Annotated in this window: 18 protein-coding genes and 1 pseudogene; 16 read left to right on the forward strand and 3 right to left on the reverse strand. The window is 35.8% G+C overall.

The window, feature by feature from the left end:
- Positions 1 to 262 precede the first annotated feature (262 nt).
- From AC1PU0_RS00300 to AC1PU0_RS00320, 5 genes are all read left to right on the forward strand, one after another.
- Complete coding sequence (locus tag AC1PU0_RS00300) at positions 263 to 748, forward strand: mannose/fructose/sorbose PTS transporter subunit IIB (protein WP_206849760.1); 486 nt, start codon at positions 263 to 265, stop codon at positions 746 to 748.
- Positions 749 to 1036: 288 nt separating this feature from the next.
- Positions 1037 to 2035, forward strand: a complete 999-nt coding sequence (locus AC1PU0_RS00305) for a mannose/fructose/sorbose PTS transporter subunit IIA (protein ID WP_206849761.1) — start codon at positions 1037 to 1039, stop codon at positions 2033 to 2035.
- Between the two features lie 33 nt (positions 2036 to 2068).
- On the forward strand, positions 2069 to 2875 hold the full coding sequence (locus tag AC1PU0_RS00310; protein ID WP_069653214.1) for a PTS mannose/fructose/sorbose transporter subunit IIC: 807 nt from the start codon (positions 2069 to 2071) through the stop codon (positions 2873 to 2875).
- Between the two features lie 22 nt (positions 2876 to 2897).
- Positions 2898 to 3809 carry a PTS system mannose/fructose/sorbose family transporter subunit IID gene (locus AC1PU0_RS00315; protein WP_069653215.1) on the forward strand — a complete coding sequence of 304 codons (912 nt, stop codon included), beginning with the start codon at positions 2898 to 2900 and terminating at the stop codon, positions 3807 to 3809.
- 140 nt (positions 3810 to 3949) lie between these two features.
- Positions 3950 to 4324 (forward strand): DUF956 family protein, encoded by a 375-nt coding sequence (locus AC1PU0_RS00320; RefSeq protein WP_069653216.1) that lies wholly within the window; start codon positions 3950 to 3952, stop codon positions 4322 to 4324.
- Positions 4325 to 4472: 148 nt separating this feature from the next.
- Here AC1PU0_RS00320 and AC1PU0_RS00325 read toward each other — a convergent pair whose 3' ends face one another.
- Complete coding sequence (locus AC1PU0_RS00325) at positions 4473 to 5279, reverse strand: DUF1129 domain-containing protein (RefSeq protein WP_206849762.1); 807 nt, start codon at positions 5277 to 5279, stop codon at positions 4473 to 4475.
- A gap of 16 nt (positions 5280 to 5295) precedes the next feature.
- A complete protein-coding gene (locus tag AC1PU0_RS00330) occupies positions 5296 to 5610 on the reverse strand; it encodes a PadR family transcriptional regulator (RefSeq protein WP_083241718.1) in 315 nt (104 codons plus the stop codon).
- A 225-nt stretch (positions 5611 to 5835) separates the two neighbouring features.
- Between AC1PU0_RS00330 and AC1PU0_RS00335 the strand changes: the two genes are divergently transcribed.
- The 3 genes from AC1PU0_RS00335 to AC1PU0_RS00345 all read left to right on the forward strand — a co-directional run bounded on the left by AC1PU0_RS00335 (position 5836) and on the right by AC1PU0_RS00345 (position 7699).
- The gene (locus AC1PU0_RS00335) at positions 5836 to 6363 is read left to right on the forward strand and encodes an HdeD family acid-resistance protein (RefSeq protein ID WP_069653218.1); all 528 of its coding nucleotides are present in this window, start codon (positions 5836 to 5838) and stop codon (positions 6361 to 6363) included.
- 18 nt (positions 6364 to 6381) lie between these two features.
- Positions 6382 to 6786, forward strand: a complete 405-nt coding sequence (locus AC1PU0_RS00340; protein WP_069653219.1) for a hypothetical protein — start codon at positions 6382 to 6384, stop codon at positions 6784 to 6786.
- 121 nt (positions 6787 to 6907) lie between these two features.
- Positions 6908 to 7699, forward strand: coding sequence for an HNH endonuclease (locus AC1PU0_RS00345; protein ID WP_206849763.1), 792 nt, complete (start codon positions 6908 to 6910; stop codon positions 7697 to 7699).
- Positions 7700 to 7921: 222 nt separating this feature from the next.
- Here AC1PU0_RS00345 and AC1PU0_RS00350 read toward each other — a convergent pair whose 3' ends face one another.
- Positions 7922 to 8119: a hypothetical protein gene (locus AC1PU0_RS00350; protein WP_111249004.1), complete on the reverse strand. Its 198-nt coding sequence runs from the start codon at positions 8117 to 8119 to the stop codon at positions 7922 to 7924.
- Between the two features lie 574 nt (positions 8120 to 8693).
- On the opposite strand from AC1PU0_RS00350, the gene AC1PU0_RS00355 reads away from it, so the two are divergent.
- The 8 genes and pseudogenes from AC1PU0_RS00355 (at position 8694) to AC1PU0_RS00390 (ending at position 16135) form a co-directional block, all read left to right on the forward strand.
- On the forward strand, positions 8694 to 10841 hold the full coding sequence (locus AC1PU0_RS00355) for a coiled-coil domain-containing protein (RefSeq protein ID WP_206849764.1): 2148 nt from the start codon (positions 8694 to 8696) through the stop codon (positions 10839 to 10841).
- 263 nt (positions 10842 to 11104) lie between these two features.
- Positions 11105 to 11338, forward strand: coding sequence for a TIGR04197 family type VII secretion effector (locus tag AC1PU0_RS00360; RefSeq protein ID WP_277989342.1), 234 nt, complete (start codon positions 11105 to 11107; stop codon positions 11336 to 11338).
- Positions 11335 to 11676 carry a DUF3958 family protein gene (locus tag AC1PU0_RS00365; RefSeq protein WP_206849765.1) on the forward strand — a complete coding sequence of 114 codons (342 nt, stop codon included), beginning with the start codon at positions 11335 to 11337 and terminating at the stop codon, positions 11674 to 11676. The genes AC1PU0_RS00360 and AC1PU0_RS00365 overlap by 4 nt, the downstream gene beginning before the upstream one ends.
- A gap of 3 nt (positions 11677 to 11679) precedes the next feature.
- Complete coding sequence (locus tag AC1PU0_RS00370; protein WP_206849766.1) at positions 11680 to 12969, forward strand: T7SS effector LXG polymorphic toxin; 1290 nt, start codon at positions 11680 to 11682, stop codon at positions 12967 to 12969.
- A gap of 14 nt (positions 12970 to 12983) precedes the next feature.
- The gene (locus AC1PU0_RS00375; RefSeq protein WP_206849767.1) at positions 12984 to 13325 is read left to right on the forward strand and encodes a hypothetical protein; all 342 of its coding nucleotides are present in this window, start codon (positions 12984 to 12986) and stop codon (positions 13323 to 13325) included.
- Positions 13326 to 13595: 270 nt separating this feature from the next.
- Positions 13596 to 14873 (forward strand): ISL3 family transposase, encoded by a 1278-nt coding sequence (locus AC1PU0_RS00380; protein ID WP_479998608.1) that lies wholly within the window; start codon positions 13596 to 13598, stop codon positions 14871 to 14873.
- 163 nt (positions 14874 to 15036) lie between these two features.
- A pseudogene (locus AC1PU0_RS00385) lies at positions 15037 to 15836 on the forward strand (transposase); the annotation flags it as partial.
- Positions 15837 to 15886: 50 nt separating this feature from the next.
- Positions 15887 to 16135, forward strand: a complete 249-nt coding sequence (locus AC1PU0_RS00390; RefSeq protein WP_206849250.1) for a hypothetical protein — start codon at positions 15887 to 15889, stop codon at positions 16133 to 16135.
- Position 16136 lies beyond the last annotated feature (1 nt).

The raw sequence follows: 16136 nt of genomic DNA on the forward strand, positions 1-16136 counted from the left end.
TTTTAGTGTATCTTCTTTGTGTATTCTCTTAAAAAAAGCCTTAGTTTTCTCTTTATTTTGCTAATACACTATTTTTGGCATGGAAATTGCTTTAAATAAGACAGTGGATAAAATTTGTCTATTATTCAAGCAATCCACTTGTAATGATTTGGCGAATTCTTTTAGTCTTTATTTTGGCAATAAATGACTAGACATAGTATTTTAGTAATAATGAATCAAGAATTTGCAGATTAGAGTAACCTTGAGAAGGAGAACAACAAACATGATGGATATTCGTTTAGTGCGAATCGACGATCGTTTAATCCATGGACAGGTTGCGACCGTTTGGACCAAAAGTACCAATGTAAACCGGATCATAGTCATTAGTGATGCAGTTGCACATGATACACTAAGAAAAGCATTGCTTGTACAAGCAGCACCGCCTGGTGTAAAAGTAAATGTCATTACTGTTGAAAAGATGATCGATATTTTTTCAGATGACCGTTTTGATAGCTTAAAGGTAATGTTGTTGTTCACAAATCCAGAAGACGTAAAACGTGTGGTAGAAGGTCATGTCGTATTCAACTCTGTCAATATTGGCGGAATGAGTTTTACCAGTGGCAAGCGTATGATTACCAATGCTGTTGCGGTTAACAAAGAGGATATCGCCGCATTCCAGTATTTACATGATCAAGGTATTACGTTGGAGATTCGGAAAGTAGTTGCAGACAACAAAATAGATTTGATGGAATTGCTGAAAAAAGAATAGTTAGTGTGAGTCTTTTTTCAGATTCTATATAAATGGCACGACTGACTCGATGTTACTAGTCGTATCATATGCATAGAATTGGAAGGAGTGATCCAATCGATCAAAATCAATATATGGAGTGATCGTTGAGGAATAGGAATGTTCAAAAATCATCTGACAGATCGCAAGAAGTAATTGAAAACACAAACCGAGTAACGCATTTTTTCTATTTTTTATTTTTAGTCGGTGTTTTCATCTGTTGTTGATTTAGTGATAAGTAGTTGAAAAAAATATAGGAGGTATCAAATTATGGTAGGAATTATTATTGCTAGCCATGGGGAGTTTGCTCAAGGCATTTTACAATCCGGTTCCATGATTTTTGGTGAACAGGAAAAAGTACAAGCAGTTGTATTGATGCCTAGCGAAGGCCCAGACGATTTAAAAGCCAAATTAAAAGCAGCAATTGCAGCGTTTGATGAAGAAGACGAAGTATTGTTCTTAGTCGATTTATGGGGAGGGACACCGTTTAACCAAGCGAATAGTTTGTTTGAAGAGCATAAAGACAAATGGGCGATTGTTAGCGGATTGAACTTACCAATGTTGATTGAAGCGTATGCTTCTCGTTTCTCAATGAATTCTGCTCAAGAAATCGCAACACATATTCTTGAAACAGCTAAAGAAGGCGTAAGAATCAAACCAGAAGAGCTAGAACCTGCTGAAGCACCAAAAGCTGTTGTAGAAGACGCACAACCAAAAGGAGCATTACCAGAAGGAACAGTTGTTGGTGACGGTAAAATCAAATTCGTTTTGGCACGTGTCGATTCTCGTTTATTGCATGGTCAAGTGGCGACAGCTTGGACAAAATCAGTTTTACCAAATCGAATCATCGTTGTATCGGATGCAGTTTCTAAAGATGATCTTCGCAAAAAATTGATTGAACAAGCGGCTCCTCCCGGCGTAAAAGCGAACGTTATTCCAATTAGTAAAATGATTGAAATTTCAAAAGATCCACGTTTTGGGAATACCAAAGCATTACTATTGTTTGAAAATCCTGAAGATGTAGTCAAAGTAGTCGAGGCAGGCGTAGACATCAAAGAAGTAAACGTTGGCTCTATGGCGCATTCTGTCGGGAAAGTAGTTGTAAGTAAAGTATTGTCAATGGGACAAGAAGACGTTGAAGCTTTTGAGAAATTAGAAGAGTTAGGTGTTAAATTTGACGTCCGTAAAGTTCCAAATGATTCTAGCGCGAATATGGATGAAATCCTTAAAAAAGCGAAACATGAGTTAGCACAAGCACACTCAAAATAATCCAAAAATTCAAATGAAAATAGGAGGCTTATCATGTCTATTATAACAATTATTTTAGTAATTTTAGTTGCCTTTCTAGCTGGTATGGAAGGAATTCTTGATGAATTCCAATTTCATCAACCGTTAGTGGCATGTACCTTGATCGGTTTAGTAACTGGTAACTTGGAAGCTGGGATCGTTCTTGGCGGAACATTACAAATGATCGCACTTGGTTGGGCGAACATCGGAGCCGCAGTAGCACCGGATGCGGCATTAGCATCTGTTGCATCAGCAATTATTTTAGTTTTAGGCGGACAAGGTGTTAAAGGTGTTCCATCAGCAATCGCGATTGCTGTGCCACTTGCAGTAGCAGGTCTTTTCTTAACAATGATCGTTCGTACACTTGCTGTACCAATCGTGCACATGATGGATGCTGCAGCTGAAAAGGGTGATGTTAGAAAAATCGAAATGTTGCACATTTTAGCAGTATGTATGCAAGGTATCCGCATTGCAATTCCAGCAGCAGCATTGTTATTCATTCCAGCAGAAACGGTTCAATCTGCATTGGAATCAATGCCAGCATGGTTGACTGAAGGAATGGCAATCGGTGGTGGTATGGTCGTAGCTGTGGGGTACGCATTAGTAATCAACATGATGGCAACCAAAGAAGTATGGCCATTCTTTATCATTGGCTTCGTTGTAGCAGCAATTTCTCAATTAACATTGATCGCACTGGGTGCTTTAGGTGTTGCCTTAGCATTGATCTATTTGAACCTTTCTAAAATGGGCGGTTCTTCAAATGGTGGCGGTGGCGGAAACAACACTGGTGATCCGCTTGGCGATATCTTAAACGACTATTAAACTGAAGGAGGAGAGAAGAGACATGGCAGAAAAAATTGAATTATCCAAAAAAGATCGTTTAGCCGTTGCATGGCGCTCTACATTTATTCAGGGCTCTTGGAACTATGAACGTATGCAAAATGGTGGATGGGCATTTTCAATGATCCCAGCAATCAAAAAATTATATAAAACAAAAGAAGATCGTGCATCAGCATTAAAACGTCATTTAGAGTTCTTTAACACTCACCCATATATTGCTTCGCCAATTCTTGGTGTAACATTAGCGTTGGAAGAAGAACGTGCCAATGGCGCTCCCGTTGATGATGTAGCAATTCAAGGGGTTAAAGTTGGAATGATGGGACCTTTGGCTGGTGTTGGTGATCCAGTGTTTTGGTTTACTGTTCGTCCGATGTTAGGCGCGCTTGGTGCTTCATTAGCGATTAGCGGAAATATCTTAGGCCCAATTATTTTCTTCGTAGCATGGAATTTAATCCGTTGGTCATTTATGTGGTATACACAAGAATTTGGCTATAAAGCGGGTTCTAAAATCACAGAAGATCTTTCAGGTGGGTTATTACAAGACATAACGAAAGGTGCTTCGATTTTAGGGATGTTCGTATTGGCAGCTCTGGTACAGCGATGGGTATCCATCAAGTTCCTTCCAATTGTTTCTACGGTTAAATTGGATAAAGGTGCTTATGTAGAATGGGATAAACTACCAATCGATGGTTCAGGACTTCAAAAAGCATTTGAGGAAGTTGGCTCAGGTAAAGCACTCTCAGCAATGAAAGTAACGACTCTACAGGATAACTTAGATCAATTGATTCCTGGGTTAGCAGCTTTACTATTAACATTCTTCTGTATGTGGTTATTGAAGAAAAAAGTTTCACCAATCGTTATCATTCTTGGTTTATTCGTAGTCGGTGTGCTTGGTCACGTTATTGGATTACTATAATTTAACCTGAATTTTACTTCGATTCTACTCTTAGGGCAAAACGATTTCTTAGTTTTGTCCTAAGTTCTTTTACATAGCTTAATTCTTTGGTAACACGTATAATAAAAAGGATAGATTACAAGGGAAATGGGGCAATTAAAATGGTTCAATCACTGAATACGAAAGTAGATTTCATAACGGATGCCACCGCCTTTACGGGTCTTACGGATTATGGGAAAATTATGATCGGCGACAAAGGTTTTGAATTTTATAATTCTCGTGATAGCCGTAAATTTGTTCAAATTCCGTGGGAAGAAGTTGATTACGTGATTGCTTCTGTGATGTTTAAAGGGAAATGGATTCCGCGTTATGCGATTCAAACAAAGAAAAATGGAACCTTTACCTTTTCTTCTAAGCAACCTAAAAAAGTACTTAGAGAAATGCAAGAATATGTTGCACCAGATCATATGGTACAATCATTAGGATTCTTTGATGTCATCAAACGAGCATTTAAAACCTTAGGTAAAAAAAAATAAAGAATATAGGAGGCGGGGACAGAAGGGTTTAATCCAAAGAAATAAGAAGGGATTGCTTCTGCTCCTACCGTTTATTCGCATTTAGGGTGTGATACAAAAGTGATTTTTACTTTTGTATCACACCCCTGTATTTTTAGTATAAATAGAATTAATTCTTTTTTTCTTGTCTATAAAATTGAATAGAAGGAAGTACAAACATTATCAGCAATAATAGGGTTGAAAAAAGCATTTTGCTAGCAAGAGATAATGTAGCTGGATTGACTAAACCTATGAAAATAGTGAATGCTAAAACTGCAAGAATGACAGTAGGGATAGTCTCTAAAGAGCTACTTTTTTCTAAGTAATAACCGACTAAAATAATGCCAGATAAAAGCAGTAAAATCAACGCAAATAATTGGTGAGAAAGAATCACTGTTTTTCCTATCCCGTTCATCTTATTATCGATTATTGGTACTAAGAACGTTGCTAACCAACACATAAAGGCTGACAAGGCAAAAGAATAACTTACTTTTTTTGAGAAGAGACTGTATTTTACAGATGCAAGTATAAAAATGATTGCTAAGGCTAACAATAAAATCGGCAGACCTGTTTTAAAGAGACTGACGGCTATTACAGGTTCCAAAAGAAGCGTAAATAGATTGAATTGAAGTAGCAAAATAAAGACCATCATGACAAATTTTATTAAATCTTTGCTTGAATTATTTGGTAATTCTGCTAAAATGGCATCGCTGATTTCTTTCGGATTTTTACCAAAAAATACTTGTGCTGAAGTACCGTTTTTTTGGGCATTGAGAATATCTTGTAACATTTCTAAGAGAAGTTCTTCCGTTTGTTTTTCCTTCTTGTTTATGTTTACGCGAATATAAACTAAAATCTCTTCGTAGTATGTTTTATTTTCTGGATTCAATTGTTTTCTTAGTTGATTATTTTGTTCGACTAATTCTTCTGTATTCATTACAGCCCTCATTTTCTTATTCGATAATATTGTTTACGCCTGTGGAGATTATGACCCATTGTTTTTCAAATTGCTGTAAGTAGGCTTTGCCTGCTGGCGTCAAAGAGTAGTATTTCCGTTTTGGTCCTTCTGAAGATGGGCGCATTTCACCGGAGATCAATTCTAATTTTTGAAGTTTGAGCAGGACGGGATAGATGCTGCCTTCACTGACCATATTTAAACCATATTCAGACAATAAAGTAATCATTTCATAGCCATAGACTGTTTTTTTTTGAATGATTTTTAAAATGCATCCTTCGAGTAATCCTTTTAACATCTGAGTAGTGTCCAAACAAGCCCCTCCGTATGAATGGTATATTGTCATACACTATGTTGTAAAACAATATAGCGCTCTATTATAAACTAATTTTTTTCTTGCATTTAATATATGAAATTAATTTAAGGAAAATTTACAGAAACAGATTTTTTTGTTATTTTTCAGACCTTTTATTTTGACCTAGCCTTTTTTTAGGAGTACCATAAAATTGTAGAAAGAATTAAAAAGGAGCGAGACATTATGAATGAAACAAGCAGGAAGGGTATTGACTGGGGTTCTTTGATTCTAGGGATTCTATTTGTTTTAACAGCGTTACTATCTTTCCAAGACCCAGCAGGAAACTTAATTGCAATTGTGATGGTTTTTGCAGTATTCGCAATTGTGAAAGGGATTTTTGAAATATTAGTACGAAATAGAATGAAGGAACTAACAGGATACAAAGCCTATGCGCCAATTATTTTAGGGGTCATCGATATTATTATCGGGGTATATTTCCTATTTAACTTAAATATCGGTGTTGCAGCATTACCCTTTATTTTTGCGATTTGGTTTATCCTAGACTCTGTTTTTGGACTTTTCGCTTTAGACTTAGCGAAATCAGTCAGTACTGGCTATTTCTGGTTTACTTTAGTCGTTGATGTTTTGGGGATTATTCTAGGAATCATGTTATTAATGAATCCTTTATCTTCAGCATTAACATTAAGTTTTCTAGTTGGATTTTATTTTATGCTTTTTGGTATCACGCAGATTGTTTACGCATTTAGATAAGACGAGGAGGAACAAATAATGACAAATTATGCAGAAAAAGAAGTAAAATTAGTAGAAAAAATCGGTAAAGAAATGGATAAGTTAGACGTGACTCTTGGAAAAATGGAAGATACAGATAGCAAAATCAAACATTTTTATGAACAAGAAAAAGCGTTACATGAAATAAAATCAATTATCCGCAAAGAAAATAAGATCGAAAAAGAAGAGCAGAAAGCTCTTGATAAAGCAGTAGAAAATGCTGAAAACTGGATCGATGATCAAGATTCATTGGTTTACCAAATCAATACTGAAATCGATAAATTAGATTCAACTTTAGGTAAAATCGATGGCGATGAAAATAAAGTGAAGAGCTACTTGGAACAAAAGAAAGCCATTCATGAAATTAAAAAAATTGTCAAAAAAACGGATAAATTAGGTGAATAAACGATTCTGAATTGAATCAAAAAAAAGTAGAGGCTGATCTTTAGGGATCGTCCTCTATTTTTTATATTCGGTTAATTGTAAAAATACGCTATAATAGAAAAAAATACGAAGGAATGACAGTATGAACTATCATCGCTTTAAACTACCAAAGGCTTATTGTCCAAACTGTTCAAGAAAAGTAGAATTACTTTTTTCGGAAGAGTCTGCCGAGCTACCGCAATTCTATATTTGTTTTAAATGTAAAAAAGTCGGGCAATTCGGTGTGGGTGAATTAGCGACGAACGACTTTTTAGCTTTTTCAACGGACAGAAAACAGGAAATTCAAGAATTAGTGGAAGAAATTCCAGATAAATATGTTTACAAAGCGAACGGAAGCCAATTACGTTTGGAAGAAAAAACAGATACATATAAACGACGTTGGCTAAGTCTTTATGAATACGAAAAAGCATTTGGCGAAACATTGGGCTTTGAAACGATTGATCTTAGGGAAGATAACCGATTATGTAAATGGTGTAATCACGCTTTGGAAGGCCGCAGAAGATCATTTTGTTCGGATCGCTGTAGCCGAAACTATGGCAAAGCGACTTTTTTTAAACGAGGAATGTCAACGTTACCACATAGAATAGCTAGTAGAGATCGTTTTTATTGCAGAGTCACTGGAGAAGATTTAGCAGTTACCAATCGTTTTGGTGTCAGAATTCCAGCTAGTGATCATCAAGTGGAGATTCATCACTTAGTCTTTGTATCCGCAGGAGGAAGTGATCATGAAAGTAATCTTTTAACTGTTTCCAAACAAGTCCATAAGGATTATCACATGGGCGTTGCATACGCTGTAAACGCTATTGAAGAAATAAAAAAACAGCAACTAGTGCACTACCGAGAGAAAATGTACACTGCAAAAGAAAATAGCTAGGCAAGATTGGGAAAAGAAAAAAACTAAAAAAGGTGAGGTTGGGACAGAAGTATTTAACTCCGAGAAATAAGAAGGAATTTACGAAAATGGATCTTCAAATCTTTGTGAATTTCAGCTTATTTCCGAAGGAGTTGCTTCTGCGCCCACCGTTTATTCGGTTACTAATAGCCTGAAACATACCCTTTTTAGTTATGTCCCAGGCTCATCTTTTTTAGTGATCTCTTAATAATATCTACGGGAATTTGATGGACCTGAAATCATACGAACTAACCATACAGCGATAGCCACAGGAATCAAGATCTTGATTGCTAGCCACAATAAGCCACCTAAAAGTCCTAGTATGATACTTAAAATAATACTTCCTATAAAGAAAAATCCGATTACCATTAATATATTCAGTAGCATTGAGCGTTGTTCCATTCTAAAAACCTCCAGTTTTTCTCTCGTTCTCTATGAATAAAGTATAGCAAGAATCTTTAGCCACTGAATCCACCTTTAGGCTGATTTTCTCTCCATCTTTAGGCGGGGCATGATCATTGGATCTGTTTTATAAGAACGTAAAATGAGGTAATGAGAATATGTCAAAATCAAGACTAGATGTTTTTAAAGATGCTTTTATTACGATTGTGAGGACGATTTTGATTTTTAGAATAACATCAACATTTTATATTGATGAATAGATAAGCAATAGAAGGGATAAAATCGGTTTATAAAGAGTGCATTATCAAAGATAAGATAGGACTATTTCTCAGTTTTATCTTATCTTTTTTTTAAAACAGATAATCACTTTAAATAAATCATATAAAATAGAGTGAAACCTAGATTATTCTCATTTTTTTACAACATTATCGTATTTTGTGAAAACAAATCTAGTTGTTTTTAGGTTAAAATTAAAAATGATTGTAAAAAAGAGTGTAATAAACATATAATTATAAAAATGGTGTTTCTAAATAAAAAAGTAAGGTACAAGTAAAAAAAGGGGCCGTTAGTACATATGGAAAAGGTGAATCTTACAAAGAGTACAACAGGAAGCAAAAAAGTTTTTTTAAGAAAAGAAATGGAAGCAAATCGATTAGGAGAAGAGCTGTATTCAGAGGATGTTCTGAGCCAATATTCTGTCTATCTTATAAGAAAATTCGAAGTATCAGAAGATTATGAACAGCCAGAGCAATTTGAAGTACTTCTATCGGACCTACCAAATGAATTCAATCATGAATTTGAAGACTGTGTAGTAAAAAATCTATATGTTCGCGTTACACAAAAAGCTGTTTACATTACATTGCTATTAGCTTTGGCTCATCCATTAAGCAAATTACAGATCAGCGACTTACGTACTTGGATCAGCAGTTTAGAAGTTCCTGAAAGCCCTCTAGAACATCTATCTAGTTTTGCTGAAGACGTTCCGCTTGAAATGGTAAAAGGATTACAAGAAACGAATAGTGAAGTCTTGCTTTTAAGCGAAATGATGAATCAATTTAGTGAAAATTTAAATGATCTTTACAAAAAAGTTCAAACTGTTAAAGAGAAGAGAACACCGCCCGTAGTTAAAGTAGTACAAAGTAAAATTGCTGCTAAAGAAGCATTAGAATCAAAAAATGCTAAACAGCTAAGAATGACTGACGAAAAAATAAGGCAATTAGCGGAAGAGTTCGCAACCTTTAAAACGCTTATAACGGATAAATTAGAAAAACAGCCAAAGCCAAAAGCACCACCGAAATTCAAAATTACATTTGATTCGAGTGAAGAATCCGGTCCAACTGTTGAAAGTCGGTTAGATGAAGCAGTACAGCGAATCGATTTGCTAACACAAAAACTGACTCACTCGGATGAGCAAGTCACCGAACTAAGGAAAACAATCGAAAAAAATAAACAAGTACAAGGACCAAAACTAACCTTCTCTACCGCTAAAAAAGCAATTAGTGAACAAGCAAAGCTTGCAGAGAAAGTTGCGACAACCAATGAAGAAGTTACGACTATCGCACACCAATTACAGCAAATCAATGGGAAATTGAATGCTGTAGAGTCAACCGTTATACAAGCGAAACCAGATTCTGAAGCACTAGCAAGAATTGAAAAAGATCATGGGCAATTACAAAAAACAACCACAGAAACCCTTAAATTAACCCAAGTGATCGATCAATTGACTATGAAGTTACAAGCTGTTGAAACAGAACTTACAATAGTCAAAAATGAAAAGAAAAAAGTGCCTAAAGTAAAACTGACTAAAAGCGATTCAGCAAAAAGGCTAGCAGAACAACATCAAAAAGACCAAGAACAGTTAAAATCAAATGCAACAGAAATAAAGAAATTAACGCAAACCGTTGGCAAAGTAGACGTTCAATTAATCAAAGCACATCAAAAAATCGCTGAGTTAGAACAAAAAATGCGTCAAACGTCAAAAGCAACACCAACAGTAAAAACGGAACCAATCAAAACAGCTCAGCAAGACCCTGTGACAAGAACAAGCAATAAAATGATAGGACCACCTCCTGCACCAACAACACGCGCAGAGACATCCCAGCAAACGGCTACTGCACAAGCAACTAGAAGCTTCCCGACCAAAGAGACGTTTCTACAAGCAAATCGACCCGCCAAAGCTGTAGCAGAAGTTGGCGAGGAGAGACCGACAGTGACGTTAGCAATCGAAGAAATGCTTGATCGTGTTTCAGAAAAACATCCACAACATACTGGGGTTAAAAGTTCTTGGTCAATAGAAGAAGGGTATAATCAAGATAGTGCGAATTCCCAAGACCCAAATGGTCCCTCTTTACGTCGTTTGAAAAAATTAGAGTGGGCTATCCATTCCTTTTTCCAACAAGGACGTGGGTCAGGACATAAAGGGATGATGCCAAAGGATAACTTTTATGCGAATATCCGACAAGTTGAAGTACTCCCCTATCTCTGGGCTTCTGTATATGAACGAGAGAAGAAAGATATTTTATTAGGCAATGAATTAAGCACGCAACGACTGATCAATGAGTTGAATGATTTTTTAGAAGAAATAGAGGTATTATCTAAGAAACGAAAAGTTATGGGTAAGTGGATTTATTGCCCGAAAGAAGTGGAACAAAAGATGGAAGGATATAAACTATTAAGTGAATATTTGGAAACCTATCTTGCACGACAAAATGAAAGACAATAATGAAATAATAAACGATAAACTGAGAGCAGCAGGTTTTAGCTGAGCTCAGTTTTTTTAATTAATGTCATAGTAGAACCACATGTTCTCTACGTGTGCGGAGGTGGAAGCTTCAGTGTTGAAAATCTCCTTTATGATATAGATAGAATTGTTTATAAGTTCTCATTTTGTTATACTTTTACTACTAAGTAAAAGGTGGGGAATTTATATGGGAGTAAAAAGTAGTCTTTCAGTAGTAGGAGGCATATCTGCTTCATTTAGTAAATCTGAACAGTGTTACTAGTTTAACTAATACAGCTTCTAGAACGAACATTTCTGGGAACGCTATCGCCATGGAATCAGCAACTACGTATGGACAAGGGTTGAAGCAGTTGTCTACAAGTATAGTAACAGCAGGAAGTAAAATCCATTCAGTTGCTAAAGATTTTTCGGAAATTGATCAACAGGCTGCACAAAAATTTCAACTAAATACGTCTCCTATGAGTAGGTGGTTTAAATGATTGAATCAGATTACAAAGCGCAACTATCAGCGATTCAAAATGAACAAGATTTGGTCAAACAAGAACTGAAGTCCGTTGAGAAGCAAAGAGAAGATTTTTTCTATTTGAATCAACAAGAACAACGGATTTATGCAGAACTTATTGCAACCAGTGATCCAGAAGATCGTAGATTTTTTCAGGATAAAGGGGAAGATAGTTTTTTTCAATCAAAAAGAGCACAACAACAACTAGAAAAAAATGAAGAGCAATTGCAGCGTATGAAAAAAGAACTAGCTGATTCTGAAGAAGAGACTTACCAATTGCAGCGAAAAGCTTTACTGAAAAACGAGGAGGATTGAGGGATGGGTTTAAAATTCTATGTAGGAGAGATGCAAAGACAGGCAGCAGAAGCTGCACGTATGAGTAATGAAGCAAATCAAGCCGTTGCACAACTACAAGACAGTATTTCTCATTTCTTGTCTGCTCCTTTATCTGGTAAAGCCTATGATTCTGCTAAAAGCTATTTTAGTGTGGTTTATACACCTCTTTGTCGATCAGCGCTTATGACAGGTGAAGCAATGCAGCAAGCGCACAAACGTTTAGTCACTGAATACCAAAGCTCTGTCTCGGGTATCGATACTGACGAAGATCAAATCCAAAGTCAGATTGAGCAACTGGAACAGCTTAAAAGAAATTTAGAACACCAGATGCAGGTCTCGAAAAACTTCCAACCAAGTTTAGAACGTCGATATATGAACGCTTGTGATTCTATTTCTAAAAAAAGAGAAAAACTTGAAAAGTTCCACGCTTATAATGCTCGTTCCAGTAGTTTTTTTGCTGAATATGAAGCAAGTCAGCAAGAGTTTTCTCGTGGTTTAGCTCAAGTCAATGGATGCAAAGCATGGAATGCTTCTTCAGGTACTTTCAACATCAGTAAATTAGATATGAATTGGGCGAGATCTATTAATAAACGTTGGGAAAGCAGAGAAAAGCAATTAGAAGCCATAAAAAATAAGAGTATTAAGGACGCAATTGCCAAACTAGACGGGTATGAAATACGGCGTGTGACAAATGGGAATAAAGTAGATTGGATTATTCTAAAAAATGGAAAGATACTCAATCCAAAAAATAATTCTGAACTTTATTCAATTCTAGAATTGAATGGAGATATGTTGCCGAAAAGCAGTTATACTGCAATGGTCGTAAAAAAAGGAATTGTTGATCCGACAATTGCGTTACCTGGTGTTGGTGGTGCTGCGAACATAAAAAACGTAGTAAAAGGGATAGGGACGATAATAGTATCTACTGGAATCCTAACTCTCCTAAATGATGCCCCCTCTGTATCATTCAGCGATTCCAATGTAGATGAAGTAGATATTGAAATACCCAAAAATGTACAAAGAAAAATTAAAAAACTTTCTCCAGAACAAAAAAAAGCATTAGATGATGCGTTAGATAAATTAAAAAAAGGTGAACTTGAAGGATCTGGTTTGAATGACCATTCTTTAGGTCATAATAGAAGCGGTGAAAGAGCTATTGATCTAAAAGGAGTAGGTAAAGGACGAGGTCAAGGTAGAATTACGTATGAAAGAGATAGCAATGGAAATATCAAAATTACTGATGTTACAACAAAACATAATTATAAAAAATAGGGGCGAATTATACAATGAAAATGGAGCATATTTTAATAGAACTTTTTTTAGAAGATGATGTAGATTTAAATCAAGATTTAGAACAAGGTGCAAGACTTAAAGATCTCATTAACTCTAGCAAAGGATGTACAATTGTAGAACATGAAATAGCTTATGCAGGAAGAAATGGATTTGTTCATGGGGTGGAGGATTCAATCGGCTTTGGAGGAGAAATGGACATAGATTCAACTATTGATCATTCAGATGAAAAAAGAGATTTCTTAATTTCTTTATGGGAAAAAGTGTGTAAAGAAAAAATAGATGAAGCATATGAGGAGTTTATGACACTAAAAAATGAGTATTTAGAGAAAAAATAGTAATTATTTATTATCCTCGTTTTCAGTTTAGATCAAAAATATTTTTAAATAAATTTAATGAGCTTGGGACATAAGTCCTAACGAAAAATCCAGATACCAGTCAACTTGATTGGCATCTGGATTATTTTGGCTCTACAATATATTGTGTTGGTGGAAATCAAAAAAGATTTTCTACCAGCACTTTTTTGAGCATTTAAATACAAAAAAGGAACAACTAACTGATAAAATGAAATCGACAAAAACCACAAATCATCAGAAAGGTTGTTCCCTATGGATAAGAATACCAGATTATTGCTCGGACTTACAGATAAAAACCTCCGGTTTGAAGAAAATTGGTTGGAACAAAGACCAGTAAAAGGAGTGCAAGCTCAAGTAATTAAAGCCAAGCTGACCTATTCACCTACTCATTGCGAGAAATGTGGGCGCCTCAATCATGGACAAATCATCAAAAATGGCAGTCATACAACAACAGCTCAATTGCCTGTATTTAATGAGCGCTTCACTCTATTAGAACTAAAACGGACACGTTTTCTTTGTCATGAATGCGGTGCTACTTTCCACGCTCATACAGAGCTGATTGAAGAACATCATCACTTATCTAAACAGCTTCAATACCAAATTATGCTTGACTTGAAAAAGAATGTTTCAAGAAAAATGATTGCTCAAAAACACTTTGTTTCAGACATAACAGTCCTTAGAATGATGGAGAGACTATCAAAAAATTATCGAACAAACTGGAACTTCCTCCCTAAAATTCTATGTATCGATGAATTTAAATCCATGAAATCTTGCCAAGGAAGTATGAGCTTTATTTGTGTGGATGGAGAACGGAATCAGTTGTTAGAAGTGCTGGAAGATAGACGACTACACAAATTGACCGCTCATTTCATGCGCTTTACACGTGAAGCTCGGCTACATGTAGCGTATCTCGTAACAGACATGAACGCTAGTTACCATCAACTTCTTCGAACGGTCTTTCCGAATGCTCAATTAGTGACGGATCGCTTTCATATCGTCCAACAAATGAATCGTACGTTGAACCAACTGCGAATTCAAACGATGAACCGTTTGAAAAGTTCTGAACCAAAACAATACCGTCGTTTAAAACGCTATTGGAAGCTACTATTGAAAGATTCCGATAAATTAGATATAAACTGTCGAGCTTATCAGCCCTTATTTAAACGACCATTAAGTCAACAAGATATTGTCGATGAACTGTTGCACTATGATGATGTCCTACGAACAAACTATGATACGGTCCAATACTTAAAATATGCTCTTTCTCATCGAGAACATACGCTCTTTTTTGAGTATCTTCAACAGCTAGATTATCAGCTACCACACTGGTTCAAAAAGAAATTACTCTTCTTTATCAAATATAAAGAAGGCATTAAAAATTCTTTTCGCTTCCCTTATTCTAATGGTATTACTGAAGGCTTAAACAATAAACTTAAGGTAATCAAACGGGTAGCCTATGGCTATCGAAACTTTTATCATTTTCGTTCACGTATTTATATTATTCAAGGTCTTACTTTTTCACAACAATAAAAAAGCCTGATAAGAATATTCTATCCTTACCAGACTTAGATTTCTATTCAGTTTTTTGTTCACCAACACAATTTGACGTAGAGCCATTATTTTTTTGTACAAAAATAAGAACACCTTTGCTAAAATAAAAGTGACAAAACAAATAAACTAGCGAGGTGTTCTTATGTTTAAAAATTATACCACAAATCAAGTCGTTCTTCCTCTAGATTTTAGTTTCCAGTTAGAAAAAAATGATATTGCGTTTGCCATTGATCAATTAGTTGAAAGTATTCCGGAGGAACGTTTTCTTCCTTTTCACCATCAAATGGGCACTTCTTCTTATCATCCGAAAATGATGATGAAAATGATTTTGTATGCTTACACGCAATCTGTATTTTCTGGTCGTAAGATTGAAGCGTTAACGAAAGACAGTATTCGCATGATGTGGCTCACTCAAAGTTATCAACCTAGTTATTGGACCATCAATCGTTTTCGAGTGAATCCTTTAGTGAATGTACTCCTTCGGGAGTGCTTTGTCCAGTTCCGTAGCCAATTAGTCAAGGAACAATTAATCGATGAAGAAGCCATTTTTATCGATGGCACAAAGATTGAAGCCAACGCCAAAAAATACACCTTTGTTTGGAGAAAATCGATTGATAACTTTGATAAAAAGCTTACTGAAAAATCAACTTTTCTTTATGATGAATTGTTAAAAAATCAAATTATTCCTGAAATTGAGCGAGAGTCCGCAAATCAATCCGTTCTAAACGAAAAGTGCCTAAAAAATTAAGGAAACTTTTCCAGGACTTTAAAGAGCGAAAACTCGCTTATCAAAAACATAGACAGATTTTAGGACAACGAAACAGTTACTCTAGAACGGATCTAGATGCCACGTTTATGCGCATGAAAGACGATCACATGAAAAATGGGCAGTTGAAAGCAGGGTATAATCTTCAAATTACCACGAACAGTCAATACATTTTAGGCTACGATCTTTTCTCAAATCCAACAGATACACGAACATTACGCCCTTTTTGACCACTTTAAAGGAGCGTTTCTTTGAACTGCCAAACTATATTGTCGCAGATGCCGGCTATGGAGGTGAAGAAAACTATCAAGCGGTTTTAGAGGATCACGAGCGAACACCACTCATCACTTATGCCATGTATCATAAAGAACAGAAGAAAAAGTTTAAACAAAATCCGTTCCTTCCCGCAAACTGGCCGTACCAAGAATTAGAGGATACGTTTCTTTGTTCGAGGGAAACAGCAGACACACAATGAA

Source organism: Enterococcus sp. XAF26B05_ASV22 (assembly GCF_056727285.1).